The 20,074-nt window shown below is 72.2% G+C and carries 20 protein-coding genes and 1 riboswitch; of the genes, 6 read left to right on the plus strand and 14 right to left on the minus strand.

The window, feature by feature from the left end; translation table 11 throughout:
- Window positions 1-102 precede the first annotated feature (102 nt).
- Complete coding sequence (locus ACF062_RS15620; protein WP_223776329.1) at window positions 103-573, plus strand: VOC family protein; 471 nt, start codon at window positions 103-105, stop codon at window positions 571-573.
- 12 nt (window positions 574-585) lie between these two features.
- Here ACF062_RS15620 and ACF062_RS15625 read toward each other — a convergent pair whose 3' ends face one another.
- The gene (locus ACF062_RS15625) at window positions 586-1,128 is read right to left on the minus strand and encodes a MarR family winged helix-turn-helix transcriptional regulator (protein ID WP_392138434.1); all 543 of its coding nucleotides are present in this window, start codon (window positions 1,126-1,128) and stop codon (window positions 586-588) included.
- A gap of 78 nt (window positions 1,129-1,206) precedes the next feature.
- On the opposite strand from ACF062_RS15625, the gene ACF062_RS15630 reads away from it, so the two are divergent.
- Window positions 1,207-2,529, plus strand: coding sequence for an MFS transporter (locus ACF062_RS15630; protein ID WP_392138436.1), 1,323 nt, complete (start codon window positions 1,207-1,209; stop codon window positions 2,527-2,529).
- Here the strand turns inward: ACF062_RS15630 and ACF062_RS15635 are convergent.
- Both ACF062_RS15635 and ACF062_RS15640 read right to left on the minus strand, forming a co-directional pair.
- Complete coding sequence (locus tag ACF062_RS15635; RefSeq protein ID WP_392138438.1) at window positions 2,495-3,826, minus strand: metallophosphoesterase; 1,332 nt, start codon at window positions 3,824-3,826, stop codon at window positions 2,495-2,497. The genes ACF062_RS15630 and ACF062_RS15635 overlap by 35 nt on opposite strands.
- Window positions 3,827-3,828: 2 nt before the next feature.
- Window positions 3,829-4,071, minus strand: a complete 243-nt coding sequence (locus ACF062_RS15640; RefSeq protein ID WP_125514575.1) for an SCO4848 family membrane protein — start codon at window positions 4,069-4,071, stop codon at window positions 3,829-3,831.
- On the opposite strand from ACF062_RS15640, the gene ACF062_RS15645 reads away from it, so the two are divergent.
- A complete protein-coding gene (locus ACF062_RS15645) occupies window positions 4,010-5,437 on the plus strand; it encodes a D-alanyl-D-alanine carboxypeptidase (protein WP_392138440.1) in 1,428 nt (475 codons plus the stop codon). The genes ACF062_RS15640 and ACF062_RS15645 overlap by 62 nt on opposite strands.
- On the opposite strand, the gene ACF062_RS15650 is transcribed toward ACF062_RS15645, so the two are convergent.
- Genes ACF062_RS15650 through ACF062_RS15665 form a run of 4 tightly spaced genes read right to left on the minus strand, consistent with a single transcriptional unit; the run spans window position 5,382 to window position 8,310 of the window.
- Window positions 5,382-6,308 carry a YihY/virulence factor BrkB family protein gene (locus ACF062_RS15650; RefSeq protein WP_392138442.1) on the minus strand — a complete coding sequence of 309 codons (927 nt, stop codon included), beginning with the start codon at window positions 6,306-6,308 and terminating at the stop codon, window positions 5,382-5,384. The genes ACF062_RS15645 and ACF062_RS15650 overlap by 56 nt on opposite strands.
- Window positions 6,296-6,796, minus strand: a complete 501-nt coding sequence (locus ACF062_RS15655) for a GtrA family protein (RefSeq protein WP_392138443.1) — start codon at window positions 6,794-6,796, stop codon at window positions 6,296-6,298. Before ACF062_RS15655 ends, ACF062_RS15650 begins: the two co-directional genes overlap by 13 nt.
- 40 nt (window positions 6,797-6,836) lie before the next feature.
- A complete protein-coding gene (locus ACF062_RS15660; protein WP_223776322.1) occupies window positions 6,837-7,796 on the minus strand; it encodes a decaprenyl-phosphate phosphoribosyltransferase in 960 nt (319 codons plus the stop codon).
- Entirely contained in the window at window positions 7,789-8,310 is a 522-nt protein-coding gene (locus ACF062_RS15665; protein WP_392138445.1) for a phosphatase PAP2 family protein, read from the minus strand. The genes ACF062_RS15660 and ACF062_RS15665 overlap by 8 nt, the downstream gene beginning before the upstream one ends.
- Before the next feature lie 191 nt (window positions 8,311-8,501).
- Between ACF062_RS15665 and ACF062_RS15670 the strand changes: the two genes are divergently transcribed.
- Together ACF062_RS15670 and ACF062_RS15675 are read left to right on the plus strand one after the other, a co-directional pair.
- Window positions 8,502-9,881 carry an FAD-binding protein gene (locus ACF062_RS15670; protein ID WP_392138447.1) on the plus strand — a complete coding sequence of 460 codons (1,380 nt, stop codon included), beginning with the start codon at window positions 8,502-8,504 and terminating at the stop codon, window positions 9,879-9,881.
- Between the two features lie 13 nt (window positions 9,882-9,894).
- Window positions 9,895-10,650, plus strand: a complete 756-nt coding sequence (locus ACF062_RS15675) for a decaprenylphospho-beta-D-erythro-pentofuranosid-2-ulose 2-reductase (protein WP_392138449.1) — start codon at window positions 9,895-9,897, stop codon at window positions 10,648-10,650.
- Window positions 10,651-10,674: 24 nt separating this feature from the next.
- On the opposite strand, the gene ACF062_RS15680 is transcribed toward ACF062_RS15675, so the two are convergent.
- The 3 genes from ACF062_RS15680 to glyA form a co-directional block, all read right to left on the minus strand.
- Window positions 10,675-11,259: a 2'-5' RNA ligase family protein gene (locus tag ACF062_RS15680; RefSeq protein ID WP_223776319.1), complete on the minus strand. Its 585-nt coding sequence runs from the start codon at window positions 11,257-11,259 to the stop codon at window positions 10,675-10,677.
- Between the two features lie 85 nt (window positions 11,260-11,344).
- A complete protein-coding gene (gene trpS / locus ACF062_RS15685) occupies window positions 11,345-12,358 on the minus strand; it encodes a tryptophan--tRNA ligase (RefSeq protein ID WP_392138451.1) in 1,014 nt (337 codons plus the stop codon).
- 335 nt (window positions 12,359-12,693) lie between these two features.
- Complete coding sequence (gene glyA, locus ACF062_RS15690; RefSeq protein WP_392138453.1) at window positions 12,694-13,977, minus strand: serine hydroxymethyltransferase; 1,284 nt, start codon at window positions 13,975-13,977, stop codon at window positions 12,694-12,696.
- A 40-nt stretch (window positions 13,978-14,017) separates the two neighbouring features.
- Window positions 14,018-14,108: riboswitch (ZMP/ZTP riboswitch) on the minus strand.
- A 173-nt stretch (window positions 14,109-14,281) separates the two neighbouring features.
- Here glyA and rocD point away from each other — a divergent pair.
- Entirely contained in the window at window positions 14,282-15,580 is a 1,299-nt protein-coding gene (gene rocD, locus ACF062_RS15695) for an ornithine--oxo-acid transaminase (protein WP_392138455.1), read from the plus strand.
- 79 nt (window positions 15,581-15,659) lie between these two features.
- Here rocD and ACF062_RS15700 read toward each other — a convergent pair whose 3' ends face one another.
- The 4 genes from ACF062_RS15700 to ACF062_RS15715 all read right to left on the minus strand — a co-directional run bounded on the left by ACF062_RS15700 (window position 15,660) and on the right by ACF062_RS15715 (window position 20,050).
- Window positions 15,660-16,844, minus strand: coding sequence for a glutathionylspermidine synthase family protein (locus ACF062_RS15700; protein WP_392138457.1), 1,185 nt, complete (start codon window positions 16,842-16,844; stop codon window positions 15,660-15,662).
- 21 nt (window positions 16,845-16,865) lie between these two features.
- The gene (locus ACF062_RS15705) at window positions 16,866-17,261 is read right to left on the minus strand and encodes a hypothetical protein (protein WP_392138892.1); all 396 of its coding nucleotides are present in this window, start codon (window positions 17,259-17,261) and stop codon (window positions 16,866-16,868) included.
- Window positions 17,262-17,599: 338 nt separating this feature from the next.
- Window positions 17,600-18,490: an NAD(P)-dependent oxidoreductase gene (locus tag ACF062_RS15710; RefSeq protein ID WP_392138458.1), complete on the minus strand. Its 891-nt coding sequence runs from the start codon at window positions 18,488-18,490 to the stop codon at window positions 17,600-17,602.
- A gap of 153 nt (window positions 18,491-18,643) precedes the next feature.
- Window positions 18,644-20,050: a PLP-dependent aminotransferase family protein gene (locus tag ACF062_RS15715; RefSeq protein WP_392138460.1), complete on the minus strand. Its 1,407-nt coding sequence runs from the start codon at window positions 20,048-20,050 to the stop codon at window positions 18,644-18,646.
- Window positions 20,051-20,074 lie beyond the last annotated feature (24 nt).

Consider the following 20,074-nt stretch of genomic DNA (forward strand, 5'->3'; position numbering starts at 1 on the left):
GCCGTCGGCACCGGTCCCTCGATGCGGGCCAGATGGGGGCGCTCAGGGCGCCGTTCTCGCGCGCCTGCGCCCCCGTCGCCGCCGCCGCCCTACGCTGACGGAATGTCAGACAACCAGTCGGTCGGCCTGTCCGTTGACCAGTTCACCGACCCGCCCGCGGGCCGCCGCGCCGACCCCGCCGCGGAGCTCCTCGGCTTCGACAACGTCCTGCTTCCCGTGGGTGACCTCGGCGAGGCCGTCGGGTTCTACGAGCGCGCCGGGTTCCCGGTCTCGTTCCGGCTCGACGAGATCGGGCTCGCCATCCTGAAGGTGGGCAAGGAGACCCCGGGCGTCCTGCTGCGCGTGGAGGACGGCATCGTGCCGCGCACACCGCCGTGGCCCTCACCCCGCGTATGGCTGGAGGTCCCGGACGCCCGCGCCAAGGGCCGGGCCCTCGCCGACGCGGGGGTCGTGCTGCTCGCCGAGCCGTTCTCCGTCGCCACCGGCTGGACCGTGGAGATCGCCGACCCGTGGGGCAACGTCATCGGTTTCACGGACTACCTCAAGCGGCCGGAGCTGGCGCGCAGCTCCTGAAGCGGCGGGCGGTCAGCGACACCCCTCGCTCCCCCGCTCCGCCCCCGTGTCCCGCTCCGCCACCAGCATGATCCGGCGCAGCATGTCGGCCAGGAGCGCGCGCTCCCGCGCGGGGAGCGCGCCGAGCAGGCGCTCCTCCTCGTGGCCGAGGACGGCCATCGCGCCGCGCCATGTCGACCTGCCCGCCGCCGTCAGCTCCACGTCGACCCGGCGGCGGTCCTTCCGCGAGGGCGTACGGCGCACCAGGCCACGGCGCTCCAGGCCGTCCAGGCGGCCGGTGACGGAGGCCGGCGCGAGGTCCAGGTCCGCGGCCAGCTCCGAGGGGCTCGCGGCGCCCCCGCGGCCCGCCAGCTTGTGCAGGGTGTCGAACTCCTGGCGGTCCAGCTCGAAGTCGACGAGGGACTGTTCGCGTACGCGGCGCAGGTGGACGGTGAGCCTGCTCATGCGGGTGACCGCGCCCTCGATGTCCGGGTCGAGCATGGGCAGCACCGGCAGCCACCGCTCGACGTGAGCGTCGGTCCAGTCCCGGTCCTGCTCGTGCCGCTTCTCCGCCATGTACTGACCCTAACCCTCTTCCCTTCGGGGCCAGATATTTCGTTGACGAATAATTCGTAAGCGAAATACTGTCCCTGCATGCCGCTGCCGCTTTCCCGCCTCCGGTCCCACCCACTCCTTGGCAACCGTCCCTTCCGGCTGCTCTTCCTCGGCCGCACCCTCTCCCTCATCGGCGACGCCGTCATCCCCGCGGCCCTCGCCCTCGCCGTGCTCCGCGCCACCGGATCCAGCTCCGCCCTAGCCCTCGTCCTCGGCTGCGCGATGGGGCCCCGGCTGCTCCTGCTGCCGCTCGGCGGAGTCGTCGCGGACCGCTTCGACGCCCGTACCGTCGCCCTCGTCACCGACCTGGTGCGCTGCGGGGCACAGCTCTTCGTGGGCATCGAACTGCTGGGCGGCGAGCCCCGGTTGTGGCACATCGCCGCCGCGGAGGCCGTCGGCGGCGCCGCCTCCGCCTTCGCCATGCCGACCCTGCCGCGGCTGATCACCGGCGCGGTCGCCGAGAGGGACCGGCACGGCGCCAACTCCCTGTTCGGCGTCGTCAGGAGCGGCACCGGGCTCGCGGGGCCCGCACTCGCCGGGCTGCTGATCGCCTCGGCGGGCCCCGGCTGGGCCTTCGTCCTGGACGCCGTCTCCTTCGCCGTCAGCGCCTGTCTGCTCTCGGCCGTCCGCATCCGTCACGAGGCGCCCGCGGGGCCGCGCCGCTCGCTGCGCAAGGACCTCGTCGAGGGCTGGCAGGAGGTGCGCCGCCGCGACTGGTACTGGACGAGCCTGGTCGCCCACGCCGCCTGGAACGGCGCCGCCGCCGTGCTCATGACCCTCGGTCCTGCCCTCGCCGTGGAGGAGTTGGGCGGCGAGGAGGTGTGGATCGGCATCCTCCAGGCGGGCGCGGTCGGGCTGCTGCTCGGCTCCCTGCTCGCCGGACGGGCCCGGCCCAAACGGCCGGTCCTGATGGCCAACCTGGGCCTGGCGACGTACGCCCTGCCGCTCGCGCTGCTCGCCGCCGAGGCCCCCGCGCCCGCCGTCATCGCCGCCTACGGACTCGCGCAGGCCGGGCTCGGCTTCCTCAGCCCCGTCTGGGCGACGTCGGTGCAGGCGGCGATACCGTCCGGCGTGCTGGCCCGCGTCACGTCGTACGACTGGCTGCTCTCGATGGCCGCGATGCCGCTCGGTTACGTCCTGGCGCCGCTCATGGCGAACGCCTGGGGCGCCGGCCCGCCGCTGTGGATCGCCGCGGCCGTCGTGGGCGTGGCCTGCGCGGGGACGGCGGCGGTGCCGGGCGTCCGCCGGTTCACGCTGCCCGTCGGCACGGCCGAGCCGGAACCGGGGCCGGGTGGCCTCCCGCCGGCCGCCGAGGAGGCCGTCCCCCTCAAGCGTCCCGCGAGGCCAGCTCCACCACCGTGATGTCCGACGGCGCCCCCACGCGCACCGGCGGCCCCCACGCGCCCGCGCCCCGGCTCACGTAGAGCTGCGTGTCGCCGTACCGCTCCAGGCCCGCGAGCGTGGGGTTCGCGAGGTCCGCCACGAGGTTGCCCGGCCACAGTTGGCCGCCGTGGGTGTGGCCGGAGAGTTGCAGGTCGACGCCGTGCTTCACGGCGTCGTGGATGACCACCGGCTGGTGCGCGAGGAGCACCGAGGCCCGTGCGCGGTCCCGGTCGCCGAGGGCCCTGGCGAAGTCGGGTCCCTCGCCCTCGTCCTCGCCCGCCACGTCGTCGACACCGGCGAGGTCGAAGCCGGGCAGCTCCGTACGGGCGTTCCGCAGCGGGTGCAGGCCGAGTTCGCGTACGTGGTCGACCCACTGCTCGGCCCCGGAGAAGTACTCGTGGTTGCCCGTGACGAAGTACGCGCCGTGCCGCGACCGCAGCCCGGCGAGCGGGGCGGCGGCCGGGCCGAGGTCCTCGACGCTGCCGTCCACCAAGTCGCCCACCACGGCGATCAGATCGGGCTGCGTGGCGTTGACGGTGTCGACCACGCGCTGCGTGAAGCCGCGCCCGAGGATCGGCCCGAGGTGGACGTCGCTGACGACGGCGATCCGGAACCCGTGCGCCCCGCGCGGCAGTTTGGCGAGCGGCACGGTGACCCGCTTCACCCTGGGCCCACTGAGCACGCCGTACGCCCCGTACCCGACGGTTCCCACGGCGGCGGCAGCGACGGCGCCCCCGACGACCCGGGACACGAAGAGGCGGCGGGAGGGAGCGGGGGTGAGGGTGGGGGTGGGGGTGGGGGTAACGGTGGGGACGGGGGCGGCGGGGGCGGCCTCTACGGAGACGGGCTTTTCGGAACCGGCCTCTACGGAGACGGGCTCCTTGGGCGCGGCCTCTACGGAGGCGCGCTCCACGAGGTCGCCCTCTACGGAGTGCCCCGTTTCCCTCCCGGACCGCGTCCGGCGGATCCACCACCCCAGCAGCGGCCGCGCCAACTCCCCCACCAGCAACGCCAGCAGCAGGTAAAGCGAGAGGGCCAGCCACAGATAGCCGGGCCAGGCGAGGATCCGCTGGAGCGGGAAGGGCGCACCGGCCCGTCCGGCCACGAGCGCGGCGAACATCAGCAGCGGCCCGGCCACGAAGACCACCGTGCCGGCGCGCCGGGCGCGCCCCGGCCCGGCCGTCGTGTCGCGCACGAGCCGGCGCCACGCGTACCAGTGGAGGGCGGCGAAGGCCGCGAGCACGGCCAGGCCCACGAGGACCCCGAGAACGGCCATGGCTATGACGTACGGCGCAGAGCGCGGATTCCACGGAACCCGATGGTCCCTACCACCGTCCCCAAGACAAAGGAGACAACGGCGAGCGTCAGGTGCACCCAGAAGTACCCGGTCGGGTCGCCCGCGTCGTCGAAGGCGAGCCCGCTGCCGTCCTTCCACAGGTTCTTGACGAAAGTGATCCAGATGAACCAGCTCCACACCCCGAAGGCGAGCAGGAACCAGGAGACTGGGCGGCTGAGCTTCATGCGTTCAGTATCGCGAGGCCTTCCCGTGGGCCGCCGCCGGGGTGGGGCCGACGGAACACAGCACACCTCGGCGGTGGGTCCCACAGCCGCGCCCTGTACGTTCTCGTCCGTGTCTGCCACCAGAAGAGCCGCCTTGCTGCTCGCTTCCGCGACCGTGCTGACCCTCTCGGCCACCGCCCCCGCTTTCGCGGACGGCAAGCCGGGTGACGACGACCAGCCGAAGCCGCCCGCTTCGATGTCGACCGTAGGCGGCGCCCTGCTCGGCAAGCCCGGCACCCAGGTGAAGCTCAAGGCGGACGCCCCGGTGCTGCCCAAGGACCTCACGGCGCGCTCCTGGATCGTCTCGGACGCGGAGTCCGGCGAGGTTCTCGCCGCGCACAACGCGCACTGGCGGCTGCCGCCCGCGAGCACGCTCAAGATGCTCTTCGCGGACACGGTCCTGCCGAAGTTCCCCAAGACGCAGAAGCACAAGGTCGCACCCTCCGACCTGGAGGGCATCGGTGCGGGCAGCAGCATGGTCGGCATCAAGGAGAACGAGACGTACTCCGTCCACGACCTGTGGCTCGGCGTCTTCCTGCGCTCCGGCAACGACGCGGTGCACGTCCTGTCCGCGATGAACGACGGCGTCGCACAGACCGTCAAGGACATGCAGAAGCACGCCGAGGAGCTCCAGGCCCTCGACACCCATGTCGTCTCGCCGGACGGTTACGACGCCAAGAACCAGGTCTCCTCGGCGTACGACCTGACGCTGTTCGCCCGCTCCGGGCTTCAGAAGAAGGACTTCAGGGAGTACTGCGCGACGGCCACCGCCCAGTTCCCCGGAGAGACAAAGAAGATCAAGAAGGGCAAGGACAAGGGCAAGACGAAGCGCGGGTCCTTCGCGATCCAGAACACCAACCGGCTGCTCACCGGTGACCTCGGCCTCAGCCCCTACAAGGGCATCGCGGGCGTCAAGAACGGCAGCACCACGAACGCGGGAAACACCTTCACCGGTGTTGCCGAGCGCGACGGCAAGGTCCTCCTTGTCACCGTCATGAACCCCTCCTCCGGAGAGGCCCACGCGGTCTACAAGGAGACCGAGCGGCTCTTCGACTGGGGCTTCAAGGCCGCGGGCAAGGTCGAGCCGGTGGGTGAGCTGGTCGCGCCGAAGGGTGCCACGGGCGCCGGCAAGGGCGCACCGGGCGGTGACGGCAAGAACGGCGCCGCCGCGAACATGACGCACTCCTCCGACGGGGGGTCGGGCGGCATGGGCACCGCGCTGGCCATCACGGGCGGTGTGGTCGTGGTGCTCGCCGGGGGCGTGTTCCTCGTCAGGCGCCGGATGCCGCTGCCCGGTCAGGCCGGCCGGCGTCCGGGGCAGGACTGACGTCGGCGCGGTCCGCTGCTCGTGACTCCTTCTGCGTCGCCGTCCAGGCGGCGCAGAACAGCAGCAGCTTCGCCGTGAAGTTGATCCACAGGAGCAGCGCGACGGGCACGCCGAAGGCGCCGTACATGCTCTTCGCGGCGACGCCCTTCATGTAGCCGCCGAGCAGCAGCTTGAGCAGCTCGAAGCCGGCCGCGCCGATCAGTCCCGCGGTGATGAGGTCGCGGCGGTGCGGCTGGACGCCGGGCAGCAGCGTCAGGACGTAGAGCAGCAGCAGGAAGTCCGCGAGGACGGCGATCGCGAAGGCGGCCACCTGGAGCAGGACCGCGCCCCAGCCCGTCTCGTCGATGCCGACGAGGTCGGCGGTGCGGCCGACGGCGGTCGAGGCGAGCGCGGAGGCGGCGAACGAGGCGAGGCCCGCGCCGCCGAGCCCGATGAGCACCCCGGCGTCCTTGACCTTGCGCAGGATGGGGTTCTCCTCCTCGTCCGCCAGCTCCCAGACGGCCCGCAGGCACTCCCTCATCGAGCCGACCCAGCCGATGCCGGTGAAGAGCAGCAGGGCGCCCGCGACGAGGCCGACGGTGCCCGCGTTGGTGACCAGGGCGTCCAGGTTCAGCTGGTCGGAGATGCCCGGGACCTGCTCGGCGAGCTTGTTCTCCAGGGTGTTCTGCTGCTTCTTGGAGAGCGTCGCCGCGGCGATCGCGGCGGCGACGGTGATCAGTGGGAAGAGCGCCAGGAAGCTGATGAACGTCATCGCGGCCGCGAGGCGCGCCCAGTGGACCTGGTCGAGCCGTTCATACGCGCGCCACGCGTGCGTGCGCATGCCCTTCTCGACGAACGGCCCGATGCCGGGCAGTTTCTTCAGCCAGTCCATGTCGCCTCCGTCGCCTCCCTGCCTGCCGTCCTGTCAGTCGTGCCCGAAGTCCCGCCCGACACGCGGAATACCAGGGTCCGGGTTCCCCAGAACCGTAGAACGGTGGCGAGGGCCATGCCGATCCCGGCGCCCGACACGGTGTCCGCGCGCTGCGAGGTGAGACCGAGCCCGTAGTGGGACACGGCGATGCACAGCAGTTGGACGAGGGCGCCGGCGATGTTGACGGCGAAGAACACCGCGTACTGGCGCAGCCGTGAGACTCCTGCCGCCTTGCGCCGGTAGGTGCCGAGCGCGTTGCCCGCGTACGCCACGGAGCAGCCCGCTACGAAGGAGAGCGATTTGGCGGTCAGCGGGTCGAGTCCCACGGGCCCGCGCAGCCAGATGAAGAGGCCGAGGTCGGCGGCGTACGCGCAGATCCCGGCGGCGGCGAAGCCGAGCAGCTCGGGCCCGAGCGACCGCAGCCGCGCGCGTAGGGAATTCCAACTCACCGGCGTCCGCTCCCGCCCGGTCCTGGTCGGAGAATCAAACTCACCAGTTCGCGACCGCGAGCCCGTACATGGCCACCCACACCAAGCCGATCACGGCCAGTGCCCTGTCCCGCAGGACGACGTCCTCGGGCTCGCCCGCGGTGCCCCGGTCGGCGAAGACGGCGTAGCGCAGGATCGCCAGGATGAACGCCGTCATGGAGAGCTGCCGCCACGGCAGGACGCTGCCGCTGGCCGCGCTGCCGCCCTCTTCCATGGCCCACAGGCAGTACGCGAGGACCGCGACCCCGGCGGCCAGCTGCCATACGAAGCGCAGGTAGCCGGTGGTGTATTCGGTGAGCAACGCGCGCGTGGCGCCCAGCTTCCCGGAGCTCCCCGACATCTGGACGGCTTCGGAGTAGCGCTTGGCGGAGACCATGAAGAGCGCGCCGAAGCCGGTGGTGATCAAGAACCAGCGCGAGAGCGGGATGTCGAGCGCGATGCCGCCGATCATGGCGCGCATCAGGAAGCCGGTCGTGACGATCGTCAGGTCGACGACGAGGACGTGCTTGAGGCTGACGCAGTAGGCGAGTTGCATGCAGACGTACGCGGCCAGGAGCGCGGCCGTCAGCGGGGTGCACAGGAGGGCGGCGGCCGTGGGCGCGAGAACCGCGAGGAGCCCTCCCACGACGTAGGCGACCGGTACCGGCACCTGCCCGGCCGCGACCGGCCTGCGGCACTTGGTGGGGTGGGCGCGGTCGGCGTCCGCGTCCCGCGCGTCGTTGATCAGGTAGACGGCGGAGGCGGCGGCCGTGAACAGCCCGAAGACGATCGCGAGTTGCACGGCGGCGTGGCGCGAGAAGAGCTCACCGGCCGCCGCGGGGGCCGCGACGACCAGGACGTTCTTCACCCACTGGCGCGGGCGCGCGGTCTTCAGGAGGCCGAGCGGCAGGCCGATGGCGCCCGGGCGTGACGACTGGGGCGGCCGGGGCCGCTCCAGGACGGTGGAGATACGTTCAGGCATCGACGCGGCCCCCTTTCATCCAGGCGGCTCCCGCGCGCGCGGTGAGCGCGCCGAGCGCCGCGCCCGCGGCGACGTCCGAGGGGTAGTGGACGCCGACGACCATCCGGGAGACGCACATCGCGGCGGCCAGCGGCGGCACGAGCCGGGCCCCGGCCGGGCGCAGCGCGCCGTACGCGACGGTGGCCGCGGCGGCCGAAGTGGCGTGTGAGCTGGGGAAGGAGTGCCGGCCCGCGGTGCGTACGAGCGGTTCGGCGCTCCCCGTGCCGCCGGGACGTGGGCGGCGGACGATCCGCTTGACGCCCATGCTGGCCAGGTGGGCGGCGGCGGTCAGCGCCGTGCCGCGCAGCCAGGCGCCGCGCCGCTCGCGGTCCGCGGCGGCGCCCACGAGCCCCGCCGCGATCCAGAGAGCGGCGTGCTCACCACTCCAGGAGAGGACGCGCGCGGCGGTCGCCACGCGCGGATCGGTGCCGCAGTCGCGCAGGGCCGACAGCAACCTGTGGTCCATGTCGTGCATGTGGCCTCTTTTTCGAAGACATTCGAAGACGTTCGACGTTCGAGAGCTGGGCACCTCGACTCGTCTAGCCAACCTGCCAACCTGCCAATAATTCCGGCAATGTTGAATGACACTCCCTCAATCACCCATTTCGGTGAGAGTACGGATGATCTATAGCGAAGCACCCTTCTAGGGGCGTTACGGTCATTTTCATGCCTGTCGACTCCCCCGCCCCGCCCCCGGCCGAAGCCGTGTCCGTCTCCGGCTGGGGCCGCACCGCCCCGACCACCGCCCTGCTGGTGAGGCCCCGCACACCGGAGGAGGCCGCGGCTGCCGTGCGCGACTGCGGTGAGCGCGGCGGCATCGCCAGAGGCCTCGGCCGGGCGTACGGCGACGCGGCGCAGAACGCGGGCGGCGCGGTCTTCGACATGACGGGCATGGACCGGGTGCGCACCATCGACGCCGAGGCGGGCGTGGTCGTCTGCGACGCGGGTGTCTCCCTGCACCGCCTGATGGAAGTCCTGCTCCCCCTCGGCTGGTTCGTGCCGGTGACCCCAGGGACCCGCTATGTGACGGTCGGCGGAGCCATCGGCGCCGACATCCACGGCAAGAACCACCACGTCTCGGGGTCCTTCTCCCGCCACGTGCTCGCGATGGACCTGCTCACCGCGGACGGCACCATCCGTACCGTCGAGCCCGGCACCCCGCTCTTCGACGCCACGGCGGGCGGCATGGGCCTGACCGGCGTCATCCTGTCGGCGACGATCCAACTCCAGCCGGTCGAGACATCCTTGATGAGCGTCGACACGGAACGCGCCACGGACCTCGACGACTTGATGGCCCGCCTGACCGCCACCGACCACCGCTATCGCTACTCCGTGGCCTGGATCGACCTCCTCGCGCGCGGCGCCGCCATGGGCCGCTCGGTCCTGACCCGCGGCGACCACGCCCCTCTGGACGCGCTTCCGGCGCGGGCACGCGCGCGTAGAGCCCCGCTCGCCTTCCGCCCCGGGCAGCTCCCCGCCGCGCCCTCCTTCGTGCCCGAGGGGCTGCTCGGCAAGACCTCGGTGAGCCTCTTCAACGAGCTCTGGTACCGCAAGGCGCCCCGCTCGCGCACCGGTGAGCTCCAGAAGATCTCCGCTTTCTTCCACCCGCTGGACGGCGTCCCGCACTGGAACCGCGTCTACGGCCGCGGCGGCTTCGTGCAGTACCAATTCGTCGTCGGGTACGGCAAGGAGGAGGCCCTGCGCCGCGTCGTGCGACGCATCTCCGAGCGCGGCTGCCCGTCCTTCCTCGCCGTACTGAAGCGCTTCGGCGAGGGCGATCCGGGCTGGCTGTCGTTCCCGATGCCCGGTTGGACGCTCGCCCTCGACATCCCGGCCAACCTGCCGGGGCTCAGCGCCTTCCTCGACGAACTCGACGAGGAGGTGGCCGCCGCCGACGGACGCGTCTACCTCGCCAAGGACTCGCGGCTGCGGCCCGAGATGCTCGCCGCCATGTACCCCCGGCTGGACGACTTCCGCGCGCTGCGGGCCGATCTCGACCCGCGCGGCGTGTTCCGCTCGGACCTCTCCCGCCGCCTCGCCCTCTAGGAGACCGGACCTCATGAAAGACGCCTTCGGCACCCCCCAGTCCCTGCTCGTCCTCGGCGGCACCTCCGAGATCGGACTCGCCACCGCGCGCCGCCTCGTCGCCCGCCGCACCCGTACGGTGTGGCTGGCCGGACGGCCGTCCCCCGCCCTGGAGAAGGCCGCCTCCGGGCTGCGCGACATGGGTGCGGACGCGCGCACCGTCGCCTTCGACGCGCTCGACTCCGAGGCCCACGAGGAGAGCCTCGGCAAGATCTTCGCCGAGGGCGACATCGACATGGTGCTGCTCGCCTTCGGCATCCTCGGCGACCAGGCGCGCGACGAGGACGACCCCCTGGCCGCGGTCCGCGTCGCCCAGACCAACTACACCGGGGCGGTCTCCGCGGGTCTGGTCTGCGCGCGGGCGCTCCAGTCCCAGGGGCACGGCTCCCTGGTGGTGCTCTCCTCGGTGGCGGGCGAGCGGGCACGCCGCTCGAACTTCATCTACGGCTCCAGCAAGGCGGGCCTTGACACCTTCTCCCAGGGCCTCGGCGACGCGCTGTACGGCACCGGGGTGCACGTGATGGTGGTCCGACCCGGCTTCGTGCGCTCGAAGATGACGGCGGGCCTGGAGGAGGCCCCCATGGCGACCACTCCGGAGGCGGTGGCGGAGGCCATCGAGACCGGCCTGCGGCGCCGCTCGGAGACGGTGTGGGTGCCCGGAGCGCTGCGGGTGGTCATGGCGGCGCTGCGGCACGTGCCGAGGCAGGTGTTCCGGCGGCTGCCGATCTGAGGGCGGCCACCGCGGCGCCCCCGGTCAGTGAGCGGGCAGCGTGCCCCGGGCGGCCGGGGAGGGCGTCTGCGGGGGCACCATCGGGCCGCCGCCGAAGTCGAAGTCGCGCAGCTTGCGCCAGACGCCGTCGGAACCCTGCTCGTACAGGGCGAAGCCGGTGCAGGACCACTCGGCCTCGTACTCCGAAAGCTCCTCGTACGCCCGGTCCATGGCCTCCTCGGCGATGCCGTGCGCCACGGTGACATGCGGGTGGTAGGGGAACTGCAGTTCGCGCGCCATCGGCCCCGACGCGTCCCGCACCTGCTCCTGCAACCAGGAGCAGGCCGCCGCGCCCGACACCACCTGTACGTAGACGACGGGCGACAGCGGGCGGAAGGTGCCCGTCCCGGACAGACGCATCGGGAAGGAGCGACCGGCCGCCGCGACCGAGAGGAGATGCGCCTCGACCGCGGGCAGCGCGGAAGCCTCCACCTCAGTAGGAGGCAGCAGGGTGACGTGGGTGGGGATGCCGTGCGCCGCGGGGTCCCCGAAGCCCGCGCGCCGCTCTTGGAGCAGGCTGCCGTGTGGCTCCGGGACCGCGATCGAGACGCCGATCGTTACGGTCCCCACGTCGTACTCCTGTCGTCGTGTCGATGGGCGGGTGCGCAGCCCTCCGGGCAGCGCGGTGCGCTTGTCGTGCTCGGTCCGGTGCAGCTCAGTGCTTGGCGGGCAGGAAGCCCACCTTGTCGTACGCCTGCGCGAGGGTCTCGGCGGCGACGGCACGCGCCTTCTCCGCGCCCTTGGCCAGGATCGAGTCGAGCGTCTCCGGGTCGTCCAGGTACTCCTGGGTGCGGTCCCGGAACGGGGTCACGAACTCGACCATGACCTCGGCGAGGTCGGTCTTCAGCGCACCGTAGCCCTTGCCGGTGTACTTCTGCTCCAGTTCGGCGATACCGGTGCCGGTGAGCGTGGAGTAGATGCTGAGGAGATTGCTGATGCCGGGCTTGTCGGCCACGTCGTAGCGGATGACCGTGTCCGTGTCGGTGACGGCGCTCTTGACCTTCTTGGCGGTGGCCTTGGGCTCGTCGAGGAGGTTGATGAGCCCCTTCGGCGTGGACGCCGACTTGCTCATCTTGATCGACGGGTCCTGAAGGTCGTAGATCTTCGCCGTCTCCTTGAGGATGTACGCCGACGGCACCGTGAACGTCTCCCCGAAGCGGCCGTTGAAACGCTCGGCGAGGTCACGGGTGAGCTCGACGTGCTGGCGCTGGTCCTCGCCGACCGGGACCTCGTTGGCCTGGTACAGCAGGATGTCCGCGACCTGGAGGACGGGGTACGTGAACAGGCCGACCGAGGCGCGGTCGGCGCCCTGCTTGGCGGCCTTGTCCTTGAACTGCGTCATGCGGGAGGCCTCGCCGAAGCCGGTGAGGCAGTTCATGACCCAGGCCAGCTGGGCGTGCTCGGGCACGTGGCTCTGGACGAAGAGCGTGCAGCGCTCCGGGTCGAGACCGGCGGCGAGCAGCTGGGCGGCGGCGAGCCGGGTGTTGGCGCGCAGCTCGGCGGGGTCCTGCGGGACGGTGATCGCGTGCAGGTCGACCACCATGTAGAAGGCGTCGTGGGACTCCTGCAACGCCACCCACTGGCGGACGGCGCCGAGGTAGTTGCCGAGGTGGAACGAGCCGGCGGTGGGCTGGATTCCGGAGAGCACACGAGGTCGTTCAGAGGCCATGGGGCCCATTCTCTCAGGTGAGTCTCATAGCTCGGAAACAGGCTGGGGACGGGCGGGAACCGATCACACCCGTCCGGTGTATCAAGAGTGTGAGGACACACGGTGGCCGATGAGACGAGGAACACAGTGCCGAGGACCGAGCCGCCGAAGGGCTCCGGCGCCCCTCGGCCGACGGCAGGGCCGGGATACCGCCGCCGCGGCCGGCGGCGCGGTGGCGGGGGCCGCCGGGGTGCTGCTGCTCCGGCGCCGGGAGCCTCGGGTCACGGACCCGGGCCCCCGGCAGGAGATCGTGGACGTCCAGGAGGTGTCCTGGCGCCGGGAGTGAGGGGCGGGCGTCAGTCCGTCGGCAGACCCGGGGCCGGGTGGGCGGACATCAGGTCGGCGACCTCGGCCCTGAGCTTCGTCAGGGCGGCCTCGTCACCGGTGCCCGCGGCGGCAACACCGCGGTCGATCCAGTCGGCGACGGTCGCCATGTGCTCTGTGCCCAGACCGCGGGAGGTGAGGGACGGGGTGCCGATGCGGACACCCGAGGGGTCGAACGGCTTCCTCGGGTCGAACGGCACGGTGTTGTAGTTGACGACGATCCCGGCCCGGTCGAGGGCCTTGGCGGCGACCTTGCCCGGTACGTCCTTGGGGGTGAGGTCCATCAGGATCAGGTGGTTGTCGGTGCCGCCCGAGACCAGGTCGAAGCCGCGGGCGAGCAGGGCCTCGGCGAGGGCCTTGGCGTTGTCGACGACCGCGTGGGCGTAGTCGCGGAAGGAGGGCCGGGACGCCTCGTGGAGGGCGACCGCGATGGCCGCGGTGGTCTGGTTGTGCGGGCCGCCCTGGAGGCCGGGGAAGACCGCCTTGTCGATGGCCTTGGCGTGCTCCTCGCGGGACATGAGCATGGCGCCGCGCGGGCCGCGCAGGGTCTTGTGGGTCGTCGTGGAGATCACGTCGGCGTGCGGCACCGGTGACGGGTGGGCGCCGCCCGCGATCAGGCCGGCGATGTGCGCGATGTCGGCGACCAGGACGGACCCCGCCTCGCGGGCGATCTCGGCGAAGGCGGCGAAGTCGATGGTGCGAGGGAGGGCGGTGCCACCGCAGAAGATCAGCTTGGGGCGTTCCTTCAGGGCGAGGTCGCGGACCTCGTCGAAGTCGATGAGCCCGGTGTCCTGGCGGACGCCGTACTGCACGCCGCGGAACCACTTGCCGGTGGCGGAGACGCCCCAGCCGTGGGTGAGGTGGCCGCCCATGGGCAGGGCCATGCCCATCACGGTGTCGCCGGGCTCGGCGAAGGCGAGGTAGACGGCGAGGTTGGCGGGGGAGCCGGAGTAGGGCTGGACGTTGGCGTGCTCGACGCCGAAGACGGCCTTGGCGCGAGCCACGGCCAGGAGCTCGACGGGGTCGATGTTCTGCTGGCCCTCGTAGTAGCGGCGGCCCGGGTAGCCCTCGCTGTACTTGTTCTGAAGGACGGTGCCGGAGGCTTCGAGGACGGCGGAGGAGACGTAGTTCTCGCTGGGGATCAGCCGCAGCGTGTCGGCCTGGAGCTGCTCCTCGGCGCCGACGAGGGCGGCGAGTTCCGGGTCCTCGGCGGCGAGGGCGGGGTGATGCTGAGCGGAAGAGGAAGGGAGAGTCATGGCGTCCTCCGGGGCGAGCGGTGAGTGTCCGGTCGTGGTCCCGGGGTGCCCAGGCGGGCGGCACCTCGAAGGTTCTGCCTCGCACGGCTTCCTCGGGGTTCATTCCCCGTGCGCCAGTCGCCGTGCTGTTGGAGCCACCATAGCTGGCACGCCGTTACGGCAGGTTTCTTCGTCCGCGATGCGAGCGACGATGGAACGATAGGACCGCGCACTCGGAACACCAGGCAGAACGTGCACCACCCGGCAGAACTTGGACCACCCGGCCGCCACCATCGCGCCGCGCCGCAGGACGAACGGAGACCCCGTGTCGACTATGCCAACCCCCTTTGCGTCACCTTCCGCAGGTTCGTCAGCACCCTCGTCGGGGACGATCGGCGGCTCGGCCACCAGTTCGGCCACTGGTTCGGCCACCGAGAAGTTCATCGCGTCGGCCGAGGCGCACAGCGCGCACAATTACCACCCGCTGCCCATCGTGGTCGCCTCGGCCGAGGGCGCCTGGATGACCGATGTCGAGGGGCGCCGCTACCTCGACATGCTCGCCGGGTACTCCGCGCTCAACTTCGGGCACGGCAACCGCCGCCTGATCGAGGCCGCCAAGGCGCAGCTGGACCGCGTGACGCTGACCTCGCGGGCCTTCCACCACGACCGTTTCGCCGAGTTCTGTACGCGCCTGGCCGAGCTGTGCGGCAAGGAGATGGTGCTGCCGATGAACACGGGCGCGGAGGCCGTCGAGACGGCCGTGAAGACCGCGCGCAAGTGGGGGTACCGGGTCAAGGGCGTGCCGGACGGGCGGGCGAAGATCGTCGTCGCGGCCGAGAACTTCCACGGCCGGACCACGACCATCGTCAGCTTCTCCACGGACGAGGAGGCTCGGGCGGACTTCGGGCCGTACACACCGGGGTTCGAGATCGTGCCGTACGGGGACCTGGCGGCGCTGCGGGCCGCGGTCACCGACAAGACGGTGGCGGTGCTCCTGGAGCCGATCCAGGGCGAGGCAGGGGTGCTGGTGCCGCCCGCCGGGTATCTGGCGGGGGTCAGGGAGCTGACCCGCGAGCGCGGGGTGCTCTTCATGGCGGACGAGATCCAGTCGGGGCTCGGCCGGACGGGCCGGACCTTCGCGTGTGAGCACGAGGGCGTGGTGCCGGACGTGTATCTGCTGGGCAAGGCGCTCGGGGGCGGGGTCGTGCCGGTGTCGGCGGTGGTCGCGGACGCCGATGTCCTCGGGGTGTTCAGGCCGGGCGAGCACGGGTCGACGTTCGGCGGCAACCCCCTCGCCTGTGCCGTGGGCCTTGAGGTGGTCGACATGCTCTCGACGGGCGAGTTCCAGCAGCGGGCCACGGAGCTGGGCGACCATCTGCACGCCGAGCTGGGTCTGCTGACCGGGGCCGGGAAGGTGACGGAGGTGCGTGGGCGCGGGCTGTGGGCGGGCGTCGACATCGCCCCGTCGCACGGCACGGGCCGGGAGGTGTCCGAGAAGTTGATGGAGCGCGGGGTGCTGGTCAAGGACACGCATGGCGCGACGATCCGTATCGCTCCCCCGCTGGTGATCAGCAAGGAGGATCTGGACTGGGGGCTCGACCAGCTGCGGGCGGTCCTGAGCTGACGGGGCGGGGCACTGCCCCGCCCGGCCAAACCCTGCCGACCGGCTCGGGCCCTTCCGGCTCGGGCCCTTCCGGCTCGGGTCAGAGGATCACGTGGGGGATGAACCGCGCGTACTCGTCCGTGATCAGGCCCGAGGACTCCCTGATGCCGAGCCCGGCCGCCTCGTCCTCGACGACCCAGGCGCCGAGGACGACCCGGTTGCCGTCGAAGTCCGGCAGGGGGGCCAATTCCTGGTAGCAGCAGGGCTGTTCGAGCCGGGCGGGGGCGGAGTCCGGTTCGTGCACCGTGACGCCGGCGCCCTCGCGGCCGAGGAGGGGCTTGGCGACGTAGCCGCGCGTGGTGGCCAGTTCGCGGGGGCCGTCCAGGTAGGCGGGGAGCAGGTTCGGGTGGCCGGGGTACAGCTCCCAGAGGACGGCGAGGAGTGCCTTGTTGGAGAGGAGCATCTTCCAGGCGGGTTCGATCCACAGCGTCGAGCCGGTGCCGCCACCGTTGTCGAGGGTCTCCAGGACGTGCGGCGCGAAGCGGTCCGTGGTCAGCCACTCCCACGGGTAGAGCTTGAAGCAGGAGCGTATGAAGCGGAGCTTCTTGTCGACGAAGCGGCGCGAGAGGCGGTCCCAGCCGATGTCCTCCATGGAGATGGAGTCCGTGGTGAGGCCCGCCTGTTGGGCCGTCTCGCGCAGATAGGCGACGGTCATCAGGTCCTCGCCGAGTTCGTCGGCGGCGGAGTGCGCGAAGTAGAGGGGGCCGCCGGGCGGAAGCAGGGCGGCCTGCTTCTTCCACGCGTCGACGAGGCGTTCGTGGAGGGAGTTCCACTGGTCGGCGCCCGGGAAGCGCTCCTCCATCCAGAACCACTGCGGGCTCGCGGCCTCGACGAGGGAGGTGGGTGTGTCGGCGTTGTACTCCAGCATCTTGGCCGGACCCGTGCCGTCGTAGCGCAGGTCGAAGCGGCCGTAGAGGGAGGGGAGTTCGGCCCGGCGGTGCCAGGCCTCGGTGACGGCGTCCGCCACGCGCGGGTCCGTGATGCCGAGGTCGGCCAGGCGGTCGTGGTCGACGAGGTGCGCGGCTGCGGCCAGGCACATCGCGTGGAGTTCCTCGACGACCTCCTCCAGTGCCTCGACCTCGGGGAGCGAGAAGACGTAGTAGGCGCTCTCGTCCCAGTAGGGGCGCAGGGTGTCGTCGGGGTAGCGGGTGAGGGGGTAGATGAGCCCTTGGTCCTCGACGGTCCGCTGCCAGCCGGGACGGGGTTCGATGGTGCGGCGTTCCATGGTGTGCGGGGTCCCTGCCGGTCAGCCGCCGCTGCTGCCGCTGCCGCCGCTGCCGTCGCCCGAGCAGCCGAAGCCGTCGCGGTCCACGGCCTCGCTGCGGCTGAAGGTGCCCAGGTCGGCGTAGCGGCCGTCGACCTCGGCGTCGTAGTACCAGGCGGGGTCGATGCGGCCCGGGGTCTTGCCGGTGCCGTAGGAGCCGGTGTTCGACTTGCGGCCCTTGCCCGTGGAGGACCCGGCGGTCGTCTTGCAGTGCTTGTCGCTGACGATCTTGTATCCGAGGTAGCCGTCGTAGCTGTCCCGGTCCACGCAGCGGCGGTCCGGTTCCGAGCCGCAGGAAGTCAGGGCCGCCGCGAGGACGCCCATGCCGCCGAGCACGACCGTGCTGGACCGCAGGCGGCGCGGCTTCGTCTGTTTCATCCGTGCCGGCTGCGGCTGTTCGGTCCGCTGCGGCGGCTGCTGCCGGTCCGCTTGTTCGGTCGGCGGCTGTTGCTCGGGCGTCCGTATCTGTTGCTGGGCCGTCGGCGGCTGTTGCTGGGCCATCCGTTCTGCTCCCCCGTGGATGTCGGTGCGGGTGATCGGCGGTCAGCCTAGTGGCCTGCGTCTCTGCGGCCTCGTTGGCCTCCCTCGACCATCCCCTGCGGGCGCGTCGTGGTTGCTCGCGCCGTTCCCCGCGCCCCTGACGGGGGTGCACCCCCGCCCGGCCGGGCCGCACCGGACCGTCCGGCTCCTGGCGGGGGGGCGCGCCTCGTCCCGGCCTACTTCCCCAGCAGTTCGAACAGGCTGGAGAAGCCCTGGTCGCCGTGGCCCTCGGCTATGCGGCGGGTCATCAGGGTCTTGACCTCCCGCATCCGTACCGACTCCACGCCGACGGACTCCCGGTGGCTGATCAGGTCGTCCATCAGCGCGGCCTGGACGTCGAGCGAGCCGAGGTCCGGCCCGTACTCGCCGCTCTTGACCGCCTCGGCCATCGAGGTCAGCAGTGGCGGGTAAGCGGCGACCGAAGCCGCGAGGCGGTCGGTGAACTCGGTGACGTCGACGCCCTCCGCCTGGACCAGCTTGAGCGTGTGGAGAAATCCGATGAGCAGCTCGAAGCCCATCGCGACCTGGGCCATGAACTCCACGGCCGCCGCGCCGGCGTCCTCGCCGTGGTACGCGACGCCGCCCAGCACCCGCAGCGTCGGCTCGTGGGCCTCGTAGGCGGCACGGGAGCCGCTGAACGGGAACACGACGTGGGGCTTGCCGACGTCCGGCGGGTCGCCCATGACCTTGCCGTCGATGTACTCCGCGCCGCGCTCGCCCGCCCAGCGCTCGTACGTCCGCGCCTGGGCGGGAGAGCCGCTCGTGACGTTCACCAGGACCTTGCCCGCGACCGCCGTGTCGACCGAGGCCAGCACCTCGTCGACCGCCGTGCCGTCGAGCAGGCAGATCACGACGAGCGGGCTCGCCGCCACCGCCTCCGCCGCCGTGGCGGCCGCGGTGGCCCCCGCCTCGACCAGTGGCGCGCTCTTGGACGCGGTCCGGTTCCAGACCGTGGTGCGAAATCCGTGCTCCACGAATGTCCGGGCGATCGCTGATCCCATGTCACCGAGCCCGAGCACGGTGACCTTCCTTGCCGCACCCTCTGCCGGCACAGACGTTGTCGTCATGCTTTCCCCCTTCTCCGGCGGCGGGCCGGGAGCCCGTTCCGCTTGCGGGGAACGCTAGTTGGGCGCCTCAGGGGCGGGATCAGCCGCAGGGCCGAGGGGTTCTAGGGCTTTGGGCTCGGGCCCACCGGACGAGGACGTACCCGTCCCGCCACGTCACGGCAGCACCCGGCACAACGCCTCCAGCGCCCCCGCCCACGCGTGCTCCGCGGGCGTCCCGTACCCCACGACCAGCGCGTCCTGCCGCCGCACCGCCGCGAGCGGATGGCGGAAGCGGGAGAGCCCCTGGACCGCGAGCCGCTCCCAGTTGGCGGCCTGGACGACGGACCGCTCGGTGCCCGGCGGGAGTTCGAGGACCGCGTGGAGGCCCGCGGCGATGCCCGTGGCGCGGGTCTCGGGGGACCGTTCGGCGAGGGCGGCCACCAATTGGTCGCGGCGGCGCCGGTAGCGCAGGCGGGCGGCGCGGACATGACGGTCGTACGCACCCGAGGTGAGGAACTCCGCGAGGGTCAGCTGGTCGAGTGCGCTGCCCGACCACCCGGCGGCGTCCTTCTCGCCGACGACCTCGTCGCGCAGCCCCGAGGGCACCACCATCCAGCCCAGACGCAGGCCGGGGGCGAGGGACTTGCTTGCCGTGCCGAGGTAGACCACGTGTTCGGGGTCGAGGCCCTGGAGCGCGCCGACGGGCTGGCGGTCGTAGCGGAACTCGCCGTCGTAGTCGTCCTCCAGGATCACCCCGCCCTCGCGCCGCGCCCAGTCCACGGCCGCCGCGCGCCGGTCGGGGTGCAGCGGCGAGCCGATCGGGAACTGGTGGGCGGGGGTGAGCAGCACCGCCTTCGCCGGCCCGCCCGCCAGCCCCGCGACGTCCGTGCCGAGGCCGTCGAGGGCGAGCGGGGCCGTGCGCAGCCCGGCGCGGTGCAGGAGGTTCCAGTGGATGTCCAGGCCGTACGACTCCACGGCCGCGTCCCGCAGCCCGCGTGCCCGCAGGACCCGGCCGAGGATGGACAAGCCGTGCACGAACCCCGCGGTGATGACGACGCGGTCGGGGTCCGCGGACACGCCCCGGGCCCGCGCGAGGTAGCCGGCGAGGGCCTCGCGCAGTTCGATGCGGCCGCGCGGATCGCCGTACCCGAACGCGGCGTTGGGCGCCGCCGCCAGTGCGCGGCGGGCCGCCTTGAGCCACTCCGCGCGCGGGAAGGAGGAGAGGTCGGGGGTGCCGGGGTGCAGGTCGTACGTCGGCGCCCCGGCGGGCCTGCGGGCGGGCGCGGGCCGCACCGGCGGCGCGACCGGACGCTCGGCGACACTCGTGCCCGAGCCCTGGCGGGCGGTGAGCCAGCCTTCGGCGACGAGGTCGGCGTAGGCGTCGGCGACGGTGTTGCGGGCGATGCCGAGGTCGACGGCGAGGGAGCGGGACGAGGGCAGCCGGGTGCCGGGGGCGAGGCGGCCGCCGCGGACCGCCTCGCGCAGGGCGTCGGTCAGGCCCTTGCGCACGCCGCCGCGGGCGGCGTCACCGCCCGTCTCCAGGTGCAGGTCGACGCCCAGAGTGGCCCAAGATTCTCCCATGGAAATGGACCATACCGGTGGGCG

This window comes from Streptomyces sp. NPDC015345, assembly GCF_043078805.1.
Classification (GTDB): domain Bacteria; phylum Actinomycetota; class Actinomycetes; order Streptomycetales; family Streptomycetaceae; genus Streptomyces.

Coding starts and splice junctions, on each gene's coding strand:
- trpS (WP_392138451.1), bottom strand. CDS start 12,358: ATGGCCTCTGAACGACCTCGTGTGCTCTCCGGAATCCAGCCCACCGCC.
- ACF062_RS15635 (WP_392138438.1), bottom strand. CDS start 3,826: ATGGCCGTTCTCGGGGTCCTCGTGGGCCTGGCCGTGCTCGCGGCCTTC.
- ACF062_RS15630 (WP_392138436.1), top strand. CDS start 1,207: ATGCCGCTGCCGCTTTCCCGCCTCCGGTCCCACCCACTCCTTGGCAAC.
- ACF062_RS15640 (WP_125514575.1), bottom strand. CDS start 4,071: ATGAAGCTCAGCCGCCCAGTCTCCTGGTTCCTGCTCGCCTTCGGGGTG.
- ACF062_RS15715 (WP_392138460.1), bottom strand. CDS start 20,050: ATGGGAGAATCTTGGGCCACTCTGGGCGTCGACCTGCACCTGGAGACG.
- ACF062_RS15625 (WP_392138434.1), bottom strand. CDS start 1,128: ATGGCGGAGAAGCGGCACGAGCAGGACCGGGACTGGACCGACGCTCAC.
- ACF062_RS15675 (WP_392138449.1), top strand. CDS start 9,895: ATGAAAGACGCCTTCGGCACCCCCCAGTCCCTGCTCGTCCTCGGCGGC.
- ACF062_RS15700 (WP_392138457.1), bottom strand. CDS start 16,844: ATGGAACGCCGCACCATCGAACCCCGTCCCGGCTGGCAGCGGACCGTC.
- ACF062_RS15705 (WP_392138892.1), bottom strand. CDS start 17,261: ATGAAACAGACGAAGCCGCGCCGCCTGCGGTCCAGCACGGTCGTGCTC.
- ACF062_RS15650 (WP_392138442.1), bottom strand. CDS start 6,308: ATGGACTGGCTGAAGAAACTGCCCGGCATCGGGCCGTTCGTCGAGAAG.
- ACF062_RS15660 (WP_223776322.1), bottom strand. CDS start 7,796: ATGCCTGAACGTATCTCCACCGTCCTGGAGCGGCCCCGGCCGCCCCAG.
- ACF062_RS15665 (WP_392138445.1), bottom strand. CDS start 8,310: ATGCACGACATGGACCACAGGTTGCTGTCGGCCCTGCGCGACTGCGGC.
- ACF062_RS15670 (WP_392138447.1), top strand. CDS start 8,502: ATGCCTGTCGACTCCCCCGCCCCGCCCCCGGCCGAAGCCGTGTCCGTC.
- ACF062_RS15710 (WP_392138458.1), bottom strand. CDS start 18,490: ATGACGACAACGTCTGTGCCGGCAGAGGGTGCGGCAAGGAAGGTCACC.
- ACF062_RS15645 (WP_392138440.1), top strand. CDS start 4,010: ATGAACCAGCTCCACACCCCGAAGGCGAGCAGGAACCAGGAGACTGGG.
- ACF062_RS15620 (WP_223776329.1), top strand. CDS start 103: ATGTCAGACAACCAGTCGGTCGGCCTGTCCGTTGACCAGTTCACCGAC.
- glyA (WP_392138453.1), bottom strand. CDS start 13,977: ATGACTCTCCCTTCCTCTTCCGCTCAGCATCACCCCGCCCTCGCCGCC.